Here is an 18137-nt window from a genome sequence, read left to right on the forward strand (position 1 = left end):
CTGGTGATGCGATGGCTGGGGACTGGAGAACTCAACCCTATCAGCACTGGGTTCGATAACCGCGCCGAAGAATGGCGCGGTTATCGATGACTGCGAGGAGGACGGGGGCTCAGGTCGCGACCCGCGAAGACGGTTCTGCCTCAGCCCCGGCCGATGACCGCACAAGGTCCCCGTTTTAGCGCTTGGGAAGAACCCAGTTGGAACGGGGAAAGTGGCACGTATAGCCGCCCGGCCGATTCTCCAAATAGTTCTGGTGCTCCGGTTCGGCCTCCCAGAATTCGCTCACCGGCTCGACTTCGGTGACCACCTTGCCATCCCATAGTCCGGAGGCATCTACATCGGCGATTGTGTCCTCGACAACGCGTTTCTGCTCCTCGTCGACATAGTAGATGGCCGACCGATAGGAAAGCCCACGATCATTGCCCTGGCGGTTCTTGGTTGTCGGATCATGGATCTGGAAGAAGTACTCCAGGATATTCCGGTAACTGGTCACCGCCGGGTCGAAGATGATCTCGATTCCCTCGGCGTGCGTGCCGTGATTTCGGTACGTGGCATTGGGAACATCGCCACCTGTGTAACCGACACGCGTCGAAACGATGCCCGGCTGCTTGCGAATGAGATCTTGCATGCCCCAGAAGCATCCACCCGCCAGAACTGCGCGCTGATGCATGTTAAGCCTCCTTGATCTGATCGAGATACTCGCCGTATCCCTCGCCTTCCATCTCGTCACGCGGGATGAACCGAAGAGACGCAGAGTTTATGCAGTACCGAAGGCCGCCGCGGTCGGACGGACCATCCGGGAACACATGGCCAAGATGACTGTCGGCATGTACCGACCTGACTTCCGTCCGCCTCATCCCATGGGCGCCGTCCTGAACCTCGTTCACGTTGGCCTGAACGATCGGCTTGGTAAAGCTCGGCCAGCCGGTGCCAGAATCGAACTTGTCCGTCGATGCGAAGAGCGGCTCTCCAGACACGACGTCGACGTAGATGCCAGGCTTCTTGTTGTCGTTGTGTTCGCCCGTGAATGGCCTTTCGGTACCCGCGTTTTGGGTGACCCAATGCTGCTCCGGGGTGAGACGGTCCAACGCTGTCTTTGACTTTTCAAACTTCACGATAGCCTCCGTTACGCATCCAGTGGGGCAGCCAAACTGTCGTTTGTGTTCCTAGTCAGTACAACGACTATCGCAGCGCGCCTTGGATTTATCCAATACGTGCAACGTATCGCGGCGATAGCATTGAAGCACTTCGCGATCTGATTCACTTTTGTTCGCCCCAGGTCGCCAGCTGCTGATACCTTGAGTTGACTATCACAGGTTTGGCGAGCGCCCCGATGAGGCTCTTCGGGTGCCTTGGGAGCGCAACCGCCAGCCGTCTGCAGGAGGTTCGTTGGTATGGCGGAGACTAAGTTTGCGTTTGTTGGCGTGGGCGGCTCCCAGCTTTCCGGGCATCTTGAACCGCCGGAGGGAACGCCGCGTGGCTGGGCAATCTTCGCGCACTGCTTTACGTGCGGAAAGGACAGCCGCGCTGCCGTTTACATCTCCCGCGCATTGTCTCGTGCTGGTATCGGTGTCCTGCGATTTGATTTCGCCGGCATTGGAGCCGGGTCGGTAGAGCCCGTCAGCTTCGCGTCGGACGTCGAGGACATTCGTTTAGCCGCAATGGCGATGACGGAGGCGGGGATGCCGCCCTCCTTGCTTGTTGGGCACAGCCTGGGTGGAACCGCTTCGATCGTGGCCGCGGCCGAGCTGCCTGGCGTGGCGGCGGTGGCGACGATCGGCGCTCCCGCCGACCTAGAGCATATCCTCCGTTTTTTCCGGCCGATTGACCTGGATACCATCGCCAGCGAGGGCGAAGCATCAGCAGAGATTGCTGGCCGAACCTTCGTGGTTCGCCGCAGCTTCCTACAGGCGGTTGAGGCGTTTGACATCGAGAAATCCATCGCATCGCTCCGGCGTCCTGTGCTGGTCATGCATTCTCCGCTGGATCAGGTGGTCGGCATCGACCACGCGTCGCGCATCTTCGTCGCATCCAAACATCCCAAGAGCTTCTTCTCGCTCGACACAGCGGATCACCTGCTTACGAGTGCTGCCGACGCGAACTACGCCTCGGCTATGGTGGCCGCCTGGGCGAGCCGCTTCCTTCCACTTCTCAAGACTGATCTTCCGCAGGTCGAGGTTGCGAAGGGAGTTGTCGCCACCGAAACCCTTGCGGGAAAATTCCAGCTCGAGATCCGTAGCGGCGAGCATACGTTCTTCGCCGACGAGCCAGCGTCGGTCGGCGGTCTAGGAACCGGACTATCTCCCTACGAGCTTGTGTCTGCCGGCTTGGCGGCGTGTACGGTCATGACCATGCGTGTCTACGCAATTCGCAAGGGCTTTCCGCTCGAACGGGCGAGCACGACTGTGCAGCACGAGAGGGTGCCGGGCATGATGCCGCCCGACCGATTTACCCGCACCATCACCCTCGATGGCCCGCTGAACGATGATCAGCGTGCTCGGATTCTCGCGATCGCTGATCGATGCCCGGTTGATCTGACCCTAGTCCGGGGTTCTGACGTTCAGACGGAGCTTTCAAGCGGCACTGAGACTGCGGTACCCGCGCCAGACTGAAACAAGCGCCTACCGGCTGCGTCCATTAACACGGCCGTTTTACGCCAAGTGGGTTACGGATGTAGTTTGCGTCTACCGTACTTCCCTAGCTGGACCTATTTCTCAATGGGGCACGTGCGCGACTGCAATTTCACACCTCTCGACCGGCAGTAATACCTCGATCGAGCAACTCTGCGTCGACGGGACAGTCCGTACACCCCTCATGGCAGCAGAGGCGACATATCCGGTAAGAGTGTTCAAGACTCTCAAGACGAGCGCGGAGGACACGTGCAGAGAGCTGGCCCAGGATCTTCATCTCCTCGTGGGTCAGAACGGCCAGTCCCTCGGCGATGATTTGGTCCCTTGAGTTCAAGACGTCGTCGCTGACCGCCTTGCCAGCACCCGTCAGATAGAGTGCGCGTGTACGTCCGTCAGTGGGATGCTCCCGGCGCTCGATCAAGCCTTCCGTGACCAGACGGTCAACAAGTCGAACCGTTCCTGCATGGGAGAGACCCACGCCCGCGGCCAGCATGCCTACTGACAGGCCTGGCTTGTGCGCTAGCAGTGCCAGCGCCGAGGCGGTGGGGCCTGCCTCGGGCGCACGCGAAGAACTGGCGCGAATGACGTCGTCGCTGATCATCAGCGCGAACGCCCCAAAGACATTGCGATCTTGGAGTTGAGTCATGGAGACCATATATATGTCCACCGCGCATAGACTGCAAGGGAATAGTGATGCTTTTAGGGCATCCGGGAACAGGGGCTAAGCGTATGCGTCCTGTCTTTTGTGCATATAAACAGTGAGTTGGGTGACCCCGCGGAGACCAGCCCGTCCGATGCGATTGGTATTGGCAATGCCTATCAGCTATGGACTCCTGATCCACTCCAGACACTATATGCACGCCGCATATAGATTCGAACGATGACTGGACCCGTCGGAGGACGGGCGCTGGCCAGACCCCCTGCCCTCGGGAGGCCGACCACCAGGTCGGCGGATTGCGCAGCCAATTGCTAAGAGGAAGGAGGGGGCATTGCCTCCTGGACGCGGCGGAACCGGGTAACGGTTTGCTTCAGATCCGAATCAGATCAGGGCGTAGCGAGATGAGTGCGCCAAGGCGTGGCTTGTCAGGCACTTGGAAATTGCGGCGGCGCGGATGGCCTATGAGGGGCAGCGCTGAAATGAGGTCGCGCAATTATGTGCCGCTGCGCTGTCCTTAGCGTGTGAGGACTAGTGGACGCGGAGCTGCTGCCCAAGCCGCGCGTCTTGCAGGGAATCTGAACTAGCTGCCCGTTTGCCACGTAGTGACTGCCCGTTGCATCGACCAGGCGGTTGGTCAGTGACCCGTGTCTTCGCCAGCAGCGTCCGCCGTAGCGTGCGTTGTCCCGGGCTTGTGATGCGCCGGTGCGTAGATGGTGTAGAGCTGCATAGACGCTTGGCCGATATTGGAGATGTTGTGCCAGGTCCCGGCGGGCACCAGCACGCACCATCCATCGGACACCTCTTGGTCGAAGGTGAGTTCATCCTTCTGCGGCCCCATCTGGATCCGACCCCGTCCACCGTCGAGCCGGAGGAACTGATCGGTATCGGCGTGCATCTCGAGGCCAATGTCGCTTCCCGGTGGAATGGACATCAGGGTCAACTGCAGATAGCTGCCACTCCATCTCACCGAACGATAGTTCGGATTATTGATGGTCTCACTCTCGAGATCGAACGCATGGGGCGCTGGGCCCAAGTCTGGAGTCTTCACGATCTCTCGTCCCAATGAATGAAGGTGGCGCCTACTGCCCCTTTCCTTCGCAGTGCCGAAGTTTGCGGGTGCAGGAAAGATGCGCTGCGCGGAGTGCGCAGTTACCTCGCTTCCAGCAAATACGCGACAATCTCCCCTCGCTTCTTCGCGTCTTGAACTCCCCGCGGGAAAAGGCCGCCCATTCGATTTCCAGGAATAAGTTCCTTGGGCTTCTCGATATGACTGGCGAGGTTCTCTGCGGTCCAAATCACTTCGGAGCTCGACATCGCAGGGGAGTATGCGTATCCGGCTGATGTCCCGGCCTTTCGGCCCGCCACGCCTGCCAGGGAAGGGCCTATCCCGCTTTCACCTGGGGTCATTGAGTGGCAAGAGGAACAATAAATCTCGAACGTGACCTTGCCGGCTGCCACGTCGCTGTCCGTATCCTGCGCTACGCCGACGACGTCGCCGCCCGCCTCCTGGGCTCCGGCGCCGCCGTGCCTGGCGGCACCGGCTTCAGGCTCGCCGACGATGATGTCCTTTGGAGCCGTTGCCTGGGCGTTGGGGCCGAGCGCCGGGTAAGCGTAGCTATATACCCAATCCGACTGCATCGCCGGAACGTGGCAACCTTTGCAATCCGTCTGGTAATTGCTCGATATCTGCTTCTTGGTGGCTGGATCAAACTCTGCCCAACCCCAACCATCACCCCACAGCGGATTCGATGGAAAGCGTTCGTTTGCATCCTTGACCATCAGAAACCACGTTTTGGTCTCATTGGCCCAGAACGCGTTACCGGTTGTATGTTTGGAGCCAACGGCCAACGTGACTTCCTTGACCAGCACGGCGCCATCAAGGAATCTGCCGGTCTCGTTGAAGTTAACCACGTCAATGGGGCGTGCATAGACGGAGTGGATGTCTGCCACTCCGCCATCACCCGTGACCGCCCAGGACCCAATGAACACAAACCCGCTTGGGAAATTGGCCGGAAACCCGATGTCTCCCGTTTTGCTGACGAAAGACGAGTACGGGTCCAGTTCCGCCTGTACGGGGTCACTCTGTTTGCATCCCCCTGCGCAAAGCAGTGCGGCGATCGCGACAATGCTCCCCGCTGCCATCCGCGAACCGATTCTGCTCATGCGACTCGCCCCCACTTCGTTCCCGCGCGCTCCCCATCCCGCGAAGAGGGCAGTCCATAACAGCCCTCTTCGCATGGACGATGCATGTCAGTTCGCAGCGACAGGCAGAGGTAGCGGGGCGAGGATCGATTCGTAGAGTTTGACGTAGACCATGTCTTCGTCGGCGTTGGCGATGTGGCAACCAGCGCACTCACCAACCGGCTTGACGGCTGCTTCCGCAAGATACGGGGGGGGTGCGTGATTGAAGTTGAAGTAGCCCCAATTGTTTGTATCCGCGAAGCGCTTGCTGTCTTTCACGGAGACATCCAGACCATTGACCGCACCTGGGAAGTAGCCGCGACCAGAAGGCAAAACGCGCGAGCCATCGGGGAAATCGCCTTTGGGATCGTCAACCAGTTGCAGTTCCTTGATCATCATCGTGCCTTCCGGCCACTTTCCGGTTTCCCGGTATGCCTTGAACGCCGCCGGCTGGACGTAGACATTGTGGAATTCCGGGAAGTTCGATTTTCCATCATTCAGGCCATGCGGTGTCAAAGGAGCTCCGATGAAGACCATCTCCCGGAAATCCTTGGGTTGGATCAGATGCCCCTCGGGCGACCAGACCGGCGGGATATCAATCTCCGGGTAGGCTGGATCCGATCCAAGCCCCGATGCCGGAGCGGGGGCCGCAGCCGCGACCACAGGAGCGGCCGACGCCACGCTGGGCTCTGCCGCTTGATTTGTGCATCCCGCAAGTACGAGGAATGACATCGACAGCGCGATGCATCCAAGACCGTTTTGGAATCTTGAGTGGTTGATGCTCATGGAAGTACTCCCCTAGTGGGCGCGACAGAAACGAGCGCACGCTGACTACTGAGAAGCGCCATCTCTAAGTCAAATAGTGCAAACGCATTGGAACGATGCCTTTAAAACATAGTCGGCTGCTTTCCGCTTCCAAACACGATTGCTAGCTCATAAGACGCTCCTTATGCGCCCTTGCTTGAGGGCTCCCTGGACACAATTGGGCGTATGTTTCAGGCGCGATGATCTGAGGTAATGTCGGGCGTGACCCGCTCTAGGAGAGTCCAGTGCATATGACTGGCAGTCCCGTCTCGCCCGAGCAAGGCGAGAGTGATCGCGACAACGTTGTCCTACGCTGCGAGCGGTATCGAGAGGCGTTCTTGTTGTTGTTGAATGCGCCCTTTGAAGATCTGGACGACAGCCTGATGCGCATGTTGGCCGTGCTGGCGACCACCCTGGACGTCGACCGTGTTGGTCTGTGGCTGTTCACCGATGCTCCTCGCGGCATCCAGTGCGCCCACCAGTGGGACCGAGAGGTGGGTGGACCAGTTGTACCTGATGTCTTTCTTGCGAAGGACTATCCCCACTATTTTTCTGCCATCTCTAGCGAACTTCTGATTACGGTGACGGATACGCGCACGGACGCACGTACAAGCGAACTGTCACAGGACTACCTCGAGCCTCTTGGAATTCTCTCGCTGCTCGACGTCCCCGTTCGTGCGTTTGGTCGTTACCTGGGCGTGTTGTGCCATGAGCACAGGGGCACGACGCGACTGTGGACGGCGGAGGAGCAACACTTCGCCTCTGGCGTCGCCAATCAGATTGCGCTGGCTCATGAAAGGCATCAAGCAAGCAAGACCCAGCGGGAACTACTTTGGCGCTGTACTCATGATGAGCAGACGCAGCTTCCCAACCGGGCTTACCTTGATGGCGCGTTGCATGCCGCCGCGTCAGAGAACACTTCCGGCGTCACCTTAATTGTTACGTCTGTCGATCAATGCAGTTACCTGTTAGGCGCTTTAGACAATAGGACCATGGCCACCGTGGCGCAGCAGATTGCACAACATTTGCTGCGCGTGGCACCCGGTGATTGGCGCGTAACCAGGACGGCCCCAAATGAATTCGCGCTTCTCACTCAGAATAGCGATGCTGTCACGCTTACTCATGCGCTCCACACCTTGTCGGCTGCACTGAAACTTACAGTACAGGTTGGCAGGCAGCGCGTTCCTCTGACATGGAGTTCGGGCTACAGCCAACGAGAGCTACTGGCGCCAGATGACGTCAACGCGTTGATCAGCGAGGCGCAGCTGGCATCCGGCGCTGCGCACATGTCCGGCGGAAATTGCTTGGTTCAGTTTGATTCCGCGATGCGATTACGCCTGGCCGCACAGCTTGAGCTCGAACAGGAAATGCGAGATGGATTGGAAGCTGCGGAGTTTAGGCTTTTCTTTCAGCCTGTATTTAAGCTCGAGTGCGGAACTTGCGTGGCGGTAGAAGCCCTTCTTCGTTGGCAGCATCCGGAGCGAGGAGTGATTTTTCCTGATGCATTTCTTCCAGTCGCGCTTTCTTCTGGTCTTATCCTTGACCTAAGCCGGTTTGTCGTTCGGGAGGCATGCCAAAGTATCTCGAAGCTTCGCCAGCAGTCGGGGCTCACCGACTTGCAGATAGCAATCAACATGTCGGCTCCAGAGATCGTGGTCCCAGGCACCGTTGAACTCTTGGCTGACGAGTTGACTCGCGCGAATGTCACACCAGAGTCCCTGACGCTTGAGATTACCGAGTCCGCCTTGATACTCGATCTGGGCCGGGCTGCAGACGTGCTGTCCAGTATTCGTAACTCTGGGATCAAGGTTAGCTTGGATGACTTTGGCACAGCCTACTCGTCACTGTCCTGGCTTCGACAGTTGCCGATCGACAACGTCAAAATCGATCGCGGCTTCGTGGCAGGCATGATCGATGACCACCGTGATAGAGCAATCGTCGAGGGCATAGCCGCTCTGACAAGGTCTTTTGGGAGAGAGGTCATCGCAGAGGGCATTGATACGGTTGAGCAGCTTGCCGCACTGCGGGCTATTGGCGTGGAGTTTGGCCAAGGCTATCTTTTCTCTCGGGCAGTGCCGCTGGAGGAGTTCGTACCGACATTGCTGCACAGCTGCGAAACACTATTCTCCCCTGCCCCCGGAGCGCCACCCGGCTAGATGCTAGGGCGTTGACGCGCCCCCTGGCTATCCGCTGCCCGCCATGGACGGCCGGCACGCTGCGCGTATGCAGCGTCTGACTTGATTGTGGGTGCTGGTCGAGGTGGACCAGGCCGCTGAAGGTGACCGCGGCCTAGCTCATGTATCTGGCTACGGTCGCCTTCGGCCATAACCGGACTGGTTGCCGCGTCGTGCACCAATTCAAGGCGCCGCGGCTGTCTTAGGTCGCGAATGGTCCGGACAGCGCCCGAACTACGGAACGTAAATGCGAGTCTCGTAATTTACGAGAATCCGCCGCCAATTCCGTGATTGGACGTAGGATATTGTCCATGAGAGATTTTCCGGCGAGATTGAGGCAGCCATCGCTCCGTTGGAGGTCCGAGCGCAGAGTCGCCTCCCGACTCGAAGTGGTCATCGGGCACACGCGACGGCTGTAACTTCGTGCCGCCCTTCAGCGGCTGTGTATTTCGGCCCGGTTGAGCAACGAATCCGTTTGACGTTGACCACAGTCGGATCAGTTGCTGGTGCTGACCGGGGCCAGGTCTTGTTTCAGGCCACATCCGCTTCCGACCCGAAGCGGACATTCTCGTGCGCTGATCGCAGTTACCATCGTTGCCGGCAGATAGAATCGACATCGACACTAAGTGCTAGGTACAGAAAGCTATGACGACCGAAGCAGAAACGCTCGCAAACATCCTTCAGTGGTCTTCTGATAGTCCGGCCTGGCAGCGCGACGCACTGCGCCGACTGGCTACGCAACAGGTTCTAGGGCCAGCCGAAACTGACGAACTGGCTTCCATCTGCAAGGGCGACAATCCGGCGGCCCCGCTGGAACCGGGCCACCTTCGAGGCCCGAGCCGAGATCAGGGGGAGGTGTATCTGCGGCAGGTGCATGGCGTCCGGCATATCAATGCTCTGGCGCCCGACCAACGGCTGACGCTGCACCGTGTTGGATTGACGATCATCTATGGCGACAACGGTTCGGGAAAATCCGGCTACGCGCGGATTCTGAAGAAGGTGTGTCGCGCCCGTACGCTTGGCCGAGCCGAGGAAATCATCCCCGGCATCTATGACGCTGAACCAGGCACGCCGTGCGCCACGATTGAGTACGCCATTAGCGGCCAGAACCGCACGTGCGCTTGGCAGCTGGGGCAGGCAGCTGATGCTGCTCTTTCAGGCATCAGCGTGTTTGATTCCCGCACCGCGAACGTCCACGTTGATGAAATGAATGACGTGGCTTACACGCCGTTCCCGCTCAGACTGTTGGGCGATCTGGCGCAGCTCTGCAAGTCGGTTAAGGACAAGCTGGCAGTCGAGATTGCGCAGATAAAGGCGCAAACGCCCGAAGCAATCAGGACGCCGGTATGCAGCCTAGACACAGCGGTGGGCAAGTTCATGGCTCGGCTCGCCGCCAATACTGCGCCGGCGACCGTCGAGGCGTTGGCCACGCTCACACAGGCAGAGCAAGACCGACTGGCGCAGCTATCAGCAGACTTGGCTGGTGATCCAGCTCGCGTGGCGCGCCAGCTTATTGCATTGAAAACCAAGATTGAGGGGCAGATTGCACGCCTGGATCGGCTGTTTGCCTCGATCAGCGAAGATAACGCCAATAGCCTGCGCCGTCTTGCTGTTGATTGCGACGCCGCTTTTCGGGCCGCAGAAGCTGCGTCCAGCGCGATTTTCCGCGACGAACCGTTGCCGCAGATTGGTTCGGAGGTTTGGCAGGCGCTATGGGTCAGCGCCCGAGCATTCTCTGAGGTGGAGGCCTATCCCGAGCTGCAATTCCCCGTGACAGAGCCCGGCAGCGTTTGCCTGCTTTGCCAGCAGGAACTGACGCCGGTAGCCGCTGATCGTCTCAATCGCTTCGAGGTCTTTGTGCGCAACGACAGCCAGAAACGCGCCGAGGCTGCCCGCATCGCTTATGACCGGGCACAGGCGACGTTCAAGGGCGAAGCTGTTCGGCTGGCCGAGCTTGAGAGCATTGTGGTGACCGTCCGCGACGAACTGCGTCAGGAGGACTTGGCGCTCGAGATCAGGGGTGCGGCCATGCGCGCCTTGTGGCGTCATCGCCAAATCAGGCGACGCCACGCAAATCCAAGCGCCGCCTTTGACGTGCCCATTACGCATTATGCGCGTCAGGCACTAGTCGATCGAGCAGCGGGCGTTGAGACGCGGGCGAATGCCCTTGCAGCAGAGGCGGGCTCCCCAGCTCATGCTGTGTTAATTGCCGAAAAGACCGAGCTTTTGGATCGGCAATGGCTTGGTGGCATCAAGGCCGATGTTATGGCCGAGATTGGACGCAAGAAGAAGATTGAAGAGCTCGAGGAGGCCCAGCGGAGCACTGCTACCAACCGCGTCACCATAAAGAGCACTGAGGTCGCTCAGGCATTGGTGACGGACGCGCTACGCGCACAGTTTGCTAGCGAGGTGGCGAGATTCGAGATTGCTGACCTCGCTGTGGAACTTCGGCAGCAAAACAGCGCTCAGGGCATTCCGCGCTTCAAGGTCGCACTTACTCGGAAGCCCACGGCCGCGGTGGGGCAAGTCTTGAGTGAGGGCGAACATCGCTGCGTTGCGTTGGCCGCGTTCATGGCCGAACTCGCCACCACCGAGAACAAGTCCGGCATCGTCTTTGATGATCCCGTTTCCTCGCTCGACCACATGCACCGGGAGGCCGTGGCTAAACGCTTAGTTGCTGAGGCTGCTCATCGCCAAGTCATTGTCTTCACGCATGACTTGGCGTTCCTGTTCGAGTTGAATAGCGCGGCTGACGATGCGCAGCCCAAGCCGATGGTTGCAATTAGCTCCATCAGCCGGGGCACTGATAAGGCGGGCTTTTGCCGCAGCGAGCCACCATTCAAAGCGCGTCGGGTCAGCGATATCACCACAAGCCTGAGAAATCAGCTAGCGGGTGAACGCTACCATTTCGAACAAGGCAGTCAAGACGAGTGGCGAAAGACTGTCAAATCCATCGCGACAACGTTACGGGATACGTGGGAGATTGCGGTCGAAGAAGCTGTCGGTCATGTTATCCGGCGACTGTCCAACAAAGTGTCGACGCCTGGCTTGGTCAAGTTGACCGCGATCACGGTTCTAGACTGCGAGGCAATGCGGGACGGCTTTGGTCGCTGTTCCGAACTACTGCATAGCGCCGCCGCTGCGTTGAATCGCCCGCTACCTAGGCCAGACGCTCTAACAGCCGAGATCGAAGCTTTGGCGACCTGGGCGGACAGCCTTCGGCAGCGCCAGGCCGCAGCGAGATTGTCTTGAGCTACTGATAGCACCCGAGAGTTAGCGATGACTCAAAGGCCAGAGCATGTCCGCTCTTGGCCGGAAGCGGAAGTCGGCGCCCTTGGCGGTACCAGTCGCCGCTGCTCCAGCGTGCCGGCTCAGTCAACACCAGAATCGCTGGTCAGCGCATCCCGGCGCAAAGTTCAAAGTCGACCAGCGCCCGCAGCGGCACCTGAAGTGCCATTTCACGTGGTAGTCGCGCCACAGAAGCGAGGCACGCGCGTGCCCCTCCTAAGGAATCCGCGTGAGTCGGCCCGCCCAGTCCGCTTCGCTCCAGAGAGGAACAAGTGAGTCGTACGCCATAGCCGCCGCGCGGCCCGATGCAATCTCGACATCGGAGGTCGCGTATTCTCCCCCAGCCACGGCTTCGTACTCAGAAATGCCGCTGAGGATACGCTGACACTTGGTGTGGTTCCGGGTAAGAATGAACTGCACTGGACATCGAAGATGTCGCAGAAACTCCAAAGGGGTCGGTGCATCGCCGGCCCATAGTCGAATGATCTCACCGCCAGGAGTTCTAATCGGCTCTTGTCCCGCGCGCATTCCGACCTGGCCAATGACCGGGAGGTGGAGAAACCGCTTGATCATCGACGAATCGGCAAATAGAACCCCGTCGACGCCGTCCGGTACCGAGTACTGAAGGTTGTTGATGACACAAGGCACAAGCAGTTTCCCGCGGGCCTCCGGCAGTTGATCATCGAGCATGTCCGGATGTTTCAGAAGCCCATCAACCAACCGGCGGACTTGCCTGGCGTGGCTGACACTTTCCTGCCGCGCATGATAGGCCAGCTGAATAACCCCGCCTGAGAGGGTGTGATTCTTGCACTCGAACAAGAAACAGAAGTTCTCCCAGACCATTAGCGCGTCGTAGTCGTATTCTTCCTTGTCGCGCTTCTTCGTGAAGTGGGCGACCTTGCGGCCGGGCCCCTGGATTTCTTTTCTAAGACGCTTCTCGAACTCGGTTCCTTTGCGTTGAACCGTTGCGCCAACCCCGTTGAGCGCCGAAACAATGATTGGGCCAAGAATCCCATTCCGTTGGCTCGGCGCGACGAACAAGTAACGGTCCTCGCCCACGCGAATGAACGGATGGTCGTAGATGTCGCTGCGTCGGCTCGTAAGGCAGCAGTGGCTGAGGAAGCGGTGAGCGGCGGTCTCGCTCAGCCCACCACGGGTCAAGTACTGAACGATCTCAGCCTCTGCCAACTGCGGGCACGGGTGGTCGGTGGCTGCAGTCACGATTTCTGCGGCGAGTCGCCGCAGGATCGCGTAGCCGCGCAGCCACTCCATGAGCGTTAGGCCGGCATATTGCTTCGTATCATTCTGCACGTCGTACGAGTAGTACTCAAATAGCGTATAGAGCCCATGCTTTTCCTCGAATGAGACAAAGGCCGCCGGCGCCAGCGGCGTGTGCTCGTCTAAACTGGGGTCAGCACCTCGGTACCCGCTCGCCAGCATCTCGAAGTACTGCTGATGGGTGCGCGCGAGTAACCGATCGTTAGCAATGTAGTCAACCAACTCCACGTCGTGGTTGGGCTCAACATCCAGGATGGACGTGATCCCGGCCGGAGTATTTTTCGGCAGCGGCGGTGGCACATATTCGAACGGGCGATGGTCAAAGCGGGCACGGACCTGTGCCCGCTCCCAGCCGCCCCATGCTGCGGCAAAGCTCAGCACCGATTGCACAGCCTCTATCTCGTCGATTGACGGACGGTGGAGCGCGCTCGGCAGCACGACCTCGCCAGCCTTGTTCAACCAGCTATTCTGGTACGCGAGGAGCAGCACCGTTGCGCCCATGGCCTTGAGAACACCGAAAAGCTCCGTGTCCGGATTGACAATGCGGCCTCCAATCGAAAAGTTGCTTTTCACCCGCAACTCGGGACCCTTGTCCATGTCCTGTTGTGCGCCTTTCTCAAGCATCTCCAGCATTTGGCACGCAAAGGCCGTGGCGGCAGCCACCTGTGTGATCGGCGGCAGGGCCGCTCCCGCCGACTTTCCCGTCTGATCGAGTATTTTTGCGAAGTTGATGTCGACGGTATTCAACAGATCCGGGAGCGCCTGCAGCGTCGCGGCCGCATCGGCATCGAGACTGGTGAGCGCCAGAGCTACATTCGCTATGAACGACTTTCGTTGCGCGGGCCAGTCTTTCTTGGTGCCATGCTTGTCGAGCAACGACTCACTCTTCCACAGCGTATCAACCACCTCTTTGGCCGTACGGCTTCCGCTTGGCTGCACGAACCCGGCCACGGCCGTGGCGTCCAGCCGACCGATGGCCTTCTCGAGTTCCGAGCCTTTTAGATCTTCCATTCACAATAGTCCTGATTTGGGTGATGTGCAGTGCTGCGACTATTTGCCAGAGAGTGCTTCGGTTATATCCATACACACGGCAGACGACCAGAATGTAGGACGTCGGAGCAGGTTAGAGATCGTCCTAGGCGGCCATACGACGACCTCAGGACTGCCACCTCGCCCAGCAAGTCCCGTTAGCGAAGGCTGCGGATGCCTAGTCCGCTATCTTCCGGAAGCGGGTGTCTGCGGCCCGGATCCGACATGCTGGTCGCCAGTACCCCCGCGGGAAGGCTCACTCAACACTAGAATCCCTGGCCCGCTATTGCCGGCGCAAAGATTGAAGTCGAGCAGCGCCTGCAATGTGTGTGAGCTCGGCGCCATTACCTGTCCAAATTGACCGTTCCCCCGGCGGGCTAGGAGGCCGCGCGACCCCCTCGGCGAGCGACTTTCTCGGGCGCGACGGCGCCTGGCAGTTAGCGCGTGGGGACTTGCGTAGCGGAGTCTGGCTTCTCTGGTCCGGCCGAATTTTAGGTCGAGCCGCAGAGGCCTCTCGGACCCCAGCGGGGGTCAGCGGCCTCTATCTGCTTATGTCCGCCCTCATTGACAGACGGACCTTTTCAACCATGCCTGTCTGTCCAAGTGTCGCGGAGCGTGACAGTGCGATTAAACACCGGCTTGCCGGCGGTGTGATCGCGGCGATCTCCAACAAAGAAGCCCAGTCGTTCGAACTGTAGCTGTGTCTCTGGACCAACAGGGGCCGCTGACGTTTCAACAAAGCCCGAGGCAACGCGTACAGACAGCGGATTGAGGAATTCGCGGTACGTCTTGCCGTCTTTGTCGTTGTCCGGATCCCGAACTGAGAAAAGTCGATCGTAGAGTCGGAACTCTGCCGGCACCCCGTGTTTTGCACTCACCCAGTGTATTGTTCCCTTCACTTTGCGGCTTGCGCCGGGCATTCCGGGGCGCGAGTCAGGGTCTAGCGTGCAGCGCAGCTCTTGGACTAGGCCGTCCGCCGTCACAACGTCGTGGCACTTGATCAGTCCTACCCCACGCAGTCGGACTTCCTTATCTCGCGCCAGCCGGTGAAAGCCTGGCGCTGGTACTTCCGCGAAGTCTTCCCTATCAATCCATATTTCTGGCGAGAAAAGGACGGTCCGCTCGCCGAACGCGGAATCCTTGGGATGATTTTGGAACGCGACCTCGCTCTCATGACCCTCATCGAGATTCGTGATGATCAGTTTTAGCGGATCAACGACCGCGAATCTTCTCGCGCAGGTGACGTCCATGATCTCGCGAATGCAGCCCTCCAGCACCGAGTAGTCAATCAGGGAGTTCTGTTTGCTGATGCCGACTCGTTCGGCCAGCAGACGCAGCGCCGCCGGCGGGCAACCGCGGCGGCGCAGACCCTGCAGGGTTGGCATGCGCGGGTCGTCCCAGCCCGATACCAGGCCGTCTTCCACCAAGGTGAGCAGCTTTCGCTTGCTCATGACGGTGTAGCTGATGTTCAAGCGCGAGGATTCGATTTGTCGCGGTTTCGCGACCGGTGCGGCCAAGCCTGCGTCGAGGACTGACTGGTAGAGCTCCGGGTTTCGCACCAGGTCCACGTTGTCCACGAACCAGTCGTACAGCGGCCGGTGGTCTTCGAACTCCAGCGTACAAAGCGAATGGGTAATGCCTTCCAGGGCATCGCTCAGGGAGTGCGCGTAGTCGTACATCGGGTAGATCGGCCAGGCGTTTCCGGTGTTCTGGTGCTCGACGTGCTTGATCCGGTAGATGGCTGGGTCGCGCAGGTTGATGTTGCCGCTGGCCATGTCGATCTTGGCGCGTAGGGTGCGGGCCCCATCGGGGAACTCACCGGCGCGCATACGGCTGAACAGGTCGACGTTCTCTTCGACGCTGCGGTCGCGGAAAGGCGAGTTGCGGCCCGGTTCGGTCAGCGTGCCGCGGTATTCGCGCACCTGCTCGGCGGTGAGGTCGCAGACGAAGGCCTTGCCGTCGCGGATTAGCTTGAGCGCGCTGAGGTAGAACACCTCGAAATAGTCCGACGCGTGGCGCAACTCGGCCCATTCAAAGCCCAGCCAGCGCACGTCCTCCTTGATGGCATCGACGTACTCGGGGTCTTCCTTGGCCGGGTTGGTGTCGTCGAAGCGCAGGTTCACCTGGCCGCCAAATTCCTGGCCGATGCCGAAGTTCAGGTAGATGGCCTTGGCGTGGCCAAGGTGCAGATAGCCGTTGGGCTCGGGCGGGAAGCGGGTGCGAACGGTGGCATGGCGACCCGTGGCCAGGTCCTCTCGGATGATCTGGCGGATGAAGTCCTTCTTTTTCAGTGAGTTGGCGTCAATGGGAACGGGAGTCGAGGTCATGCGGCCGGCCAGGTGGTTGGGTGAGAGGGGTTGGCGGGTGGTCTGCCGTCTTTCTGGCGTCCCCACCCGCCCCGGAGCCCAAAACCGAACGTCCGGGCGCCTCAGAGCAGGGTATCCGTCGCCCTGGGGCACAGCAATATGCGCCGCGCACATAGTTGCTCTATTTCAGGTATTATGTGCGTGGCGCATATATATGGCTGAATGCCGATGCGTCTTCACCTACGCGTCAGGACGCTTCGCAGCGAGGGCCAGAGGGCTATGGAACTCCATCAGATCAGCTACTTCATCCACTTGGCAGAAACGCTCAACTTCACGAACGCTGCGAAGCTGAGTGGTGTTTCCCAACCCAGCCTCACCCGGGCAATTCTCCGCCTGGAGCAGGAACTCGGGGGGGCCCTGATCTATAGAAAGGGGAAAAACAGCCGACTTACGGGATTGGGACAGCACGTCGAACTAGAGTTCCGGCGAATGCTAGTTGCGCTGGAGAGCGTGCGGCAGCACTCCGACAATTGGGCGCAGGGAAAACATCAAGTTCTTGATATCGCGGTTGCGCCGACCGTGGGGGCGACTACTTTCGTCCCATTCCTTCTCAGTGCGCTGGAACAGATTCCGTCCATCGAGTTCAAGTTGCATTCGCTCAAATCCAGCGAAGACGTCTCGGGTTTGATGTCGGGAAGGTATCACGCGTGCATATTCCCGCAGAGTTCGAGGCCTGACATTAGGTTGTCCGTTGTACCCCTGTTTCGGGAGCGCCTGGTGCTGGGCTGCGCAGCGGATCACCCATTGGCTGCATTTGACACCATCCGCGCTGAAGACTTGGTGGATTATCCGTTCATTGATCGGCTTAACTGCGAGTACCGCGGGCAGATCCAGGATCACTTCACCAGACGAGAAGTCGTTATGCGACCCCGCTTCCGGACAGACCGGGAAGATTGGGTCCAGCGCGTCGTAGCTCAGAGCAGGGCCGTCTGCATTCTCCCGGAGCGGTCCGTTGCAGTTCCTGGCATGGTCACTCGACTGATCGAAGGCCTCACGTTGGAGCATGATCTCGTCATGGCGATGGCCACAGGATCCGCTACACCCGTCGAGCTAAAGCAGTTTGCCCAGTTCGCATCCAACTACGAATGGCACTGATTGATGATCCATGTGCATAGGCGTCATGGCGTCGATGCTCGCAGTGCATGAGAACTACCCGCCAGCCGTGGGATAGGACTCAAATCCGCGTGTATCAACATTCTGCGGGGATTGAGGTGCCCGCCGCCATCGAGATCGCGGCGAGCACCAGCTCCTTGTGGATCGTTGCCCTGACCGCCAAGCTACCTGCTTCGGGTCGACACCGACCACGCGGCTCAGGCCGCTCCAATGCGGGCAATGACCTTGATCTCGAAATCGAAACCCGCGAGCCAATTGACGCCGAGGGCGGTCCAAGTCGGATAGGGCGGGGCCGAGAAGACTTCGTTCTTCACAGCAAGGACCGTGTCGAACTGCTTTTCGGGGTTGGTGTGGAAGGTGGTCACATCAACGATGTCATCCAGGGTGCAACCGCCGGCTTTCAGGGTCGCCTGAAGGTTGGCGAATGCCAATCGCACCTGCGCCTCGAAGTCGGGCTCGGGCGAACCATCGCTGTGGCTACCCACATGGCCCGAAACGAAGAGGAAATCGCCCGATCGGATGGCGGCGGAGTAAGAATGCTGGATGAAAAGCTCATTCCGGCCGGCCGGAAACACGGCTTCACGTGTGGTCATCGGGAGTTGTCCTGTGGTGGGAG

At 59.4% G+C, this 18137-nt stretch carries 13 protein-coding genes; 4 read left to right on the plus strand and 9 right to left on the minus strand.

What is annotated here, in order from left to right:
• Window positions 1-175: 175 nt before the first annotated feature.
• The gene (gene msrA / locus AC1VXC_RS02150; protein WP_028876941.1) at window positions 176-670 is read right to left on the minus strand and encodes a peptide-methionine (S)-S-oxide reductase MsrA; all 495 of its coding nucleotides are present in this window, start codon (window positions 668-670) and stop codon (window positions 176-178) included.
• Window position 671: 1 nt separating this feature from the next.
• Window positions 672-1115: a peptide-methionine (R)-S-oxide reductase MsrB gene (gene msrB, locus AC1VXC_RS02155; protein ID WP_028876940.1), complete on the minus strand. Its 444-nt coding sequence runs from the start codon at window positions 1113-1115 to the stop codon at window positions 672-674.
• Between the two features lie 279 nt (window positions 1116-1394).
• Here msrB and AC1VXC_RS02160 point away from each other — a divergent pair, with 279 nt between their 5' ends.
• Entirely contained in the window at window positions 1395-2612 is a 1218-nt protein-coding gene (locus AC1VXC_RS02160; RefSeq protein ID WP_279704282.1) for a bifunctional alpha/beta hydrolase/OsmC family protein, read from the plus strand.
• Window positions 2613-2742: 130 nt separating this feature from the next.
• Here AC1VXC_RS02160 and AC1VXC_RS02165 read toward each other — a convergent pair whose 3' ends face one another.
• The 4 genes from AC1VXC_RS02165 to AC1VXC_RS02180 all read right to left on the minus strand — a co-directional run bounded on the left by AC1VXC_RS02165 (window position 2743) and on the right by AC1VXC_RS02180 (window position 6255).
• Window positions 2743-3285: a MarR family winged helix-turn-helix transcriptional regulator gene (locus AC1VXC_RS02165; RefSeq protein ID WP_481538003.1), complete on the minus strand. Its 543-nt coding sequence runs from the start codon at window positions 3283-3285 to the stop codon at window positions 2743-2745.
• A gap of 637 nt (window positions 3286-3922) precedes the next feature.
• Window positions 3923-4336 carry a cupin domain-containing protein gene (locus AC1VXC_RS02170; RefSeq protein WP_279704280.1) on the minus strand — a complete coding sequence of 138 codons (414 nt, stop codon included), beginning with the start codon at window positions 4334-4336 and terminating at the stop codon, window positions 3923-3925.
• Between the two features lie 101 nt (window positions 4337-4437).
• Window positions 4438-5451, minus strand: coding sequence for a cytochrome P460 family protein (locus AC1VXC_RS02175; protein ID WP_481514802.1), 1014 nt, complete (start codon window positions 5449-5451; stop codon window positions 4438-4440).
• Window positions 5452-5538: 87 nt separating this feature from the next.
• On the minus strand, window positions 5539-6255 hold the full coding sequence (locus AC1VXC_RS02180; RefSeq protein ID WP_481514803.1) for a cytochrome P460 family protein: 717 nt from the start codon (window positions 6253-6255) through the stop codon (window positions 5539-5541).
• Between the two features lie 269 nt (window positions 6256-6524).
• On the opposite strand from AC1VXC_RS02180, the gene AC1VXC_RS02185 reads away from it, so the two are divergent.
• Together AC1VXC_RS02185 and AC1VXC_RS02190 are read left to right on the plus strand one after the other, a co-directional pair.
• On the plus strand, window positions 6525-8429 hold the full coding sequence (locus AC1VXC_RS02185) for a putative bifunctional diguanylate cyclase/phosphodiesterase (RefSeq protein WP_481538002.1): 1905 nt from the start codon (window positions 6525-6527) through the stop codon (window positions 8427-8429).
• A gap of 663 nt (window positions 8430-9092) precedes the next feature.
• Window positions 9093-11699: an AAA family ATPase gene (locus AC1VXC_RS02190; RefSeq protein WP_481514805.1), complete on the plus strand. Its 2607-nt coding sequence runs from the start codon at window positions 9093-9095 to the stop codon at window positions 11697-11699.
• 252 nt (window positions 11700-11951) lie between these two features.
• Here AC1VXC_RS02190 and AC1VXC_RS02195 read toward each other — a convergent pair whose 3' ends face one another.
• Together AC1VXC_RS02195 and AC1VXC_RS02200 are read right to left on the minus strand one after the other, a co-directional pair.
• Window positions 11952-14024: a hypothetical protein gene (locus AC1VXC_RS02195; RefSeq protein ID WP_481514806.1), complete on the minus strand. Its 2073-nt coding sequence runs from the start codon at window positions 14022-14024 to the stop codon at window positions 11952-11954.
• Window positions 14025-14623: 599 nt separating this feature from the next.
• Window positions 14624-16369, minus strand: coding sequence for a glutamine--tRNA ligase/YqeY domain fusion protein (locus tag AC1VXC_RS02200; RefSeq protein ID WP_481514807.1), 1746 nt, complete (start codon window positions 16367-16369; stop codon window positions 14624-14626).
• Between the two features lie 258 nt (window positions 16370-16627).
• Between AC1VXC_RS02200 and AC1VXC_RS02205 the strand changes: the two genes are divergently transcribed.
• The gene (locus tag AC1VXC_RS02205; protein WP_481514808.1) at window positions 16628-17503 is read left to right on the plus strand and encodes a LysR family transcriptional regulator; all 876 of its coding nucleotides are present in this window, start codon (window positions 16628-16630) and stop codon (window positions 17501-17503) included.
• Between the two features lie 215 nt (window positions 17504-17718).
• Here AC1VXC_RS02205 and AC1VXC_RS02210 read toward each other — a convergent pair whose 3' ends face one another.
• Entirely contained in the window at window positions 17719-18114 is a 396-nt protein-coding gene (locus AC1VXC_RS02210) for a RidA family protein (RefSeq protein ID WP_005411430.1), read from the minus strand.
• Window positions 18115-18137 lie beyond the last annotated feature (23 nt).

The sequence above is a fragment of the Stenotrophomonas sp. STEN033 genome (assembly GCF_056856655.1).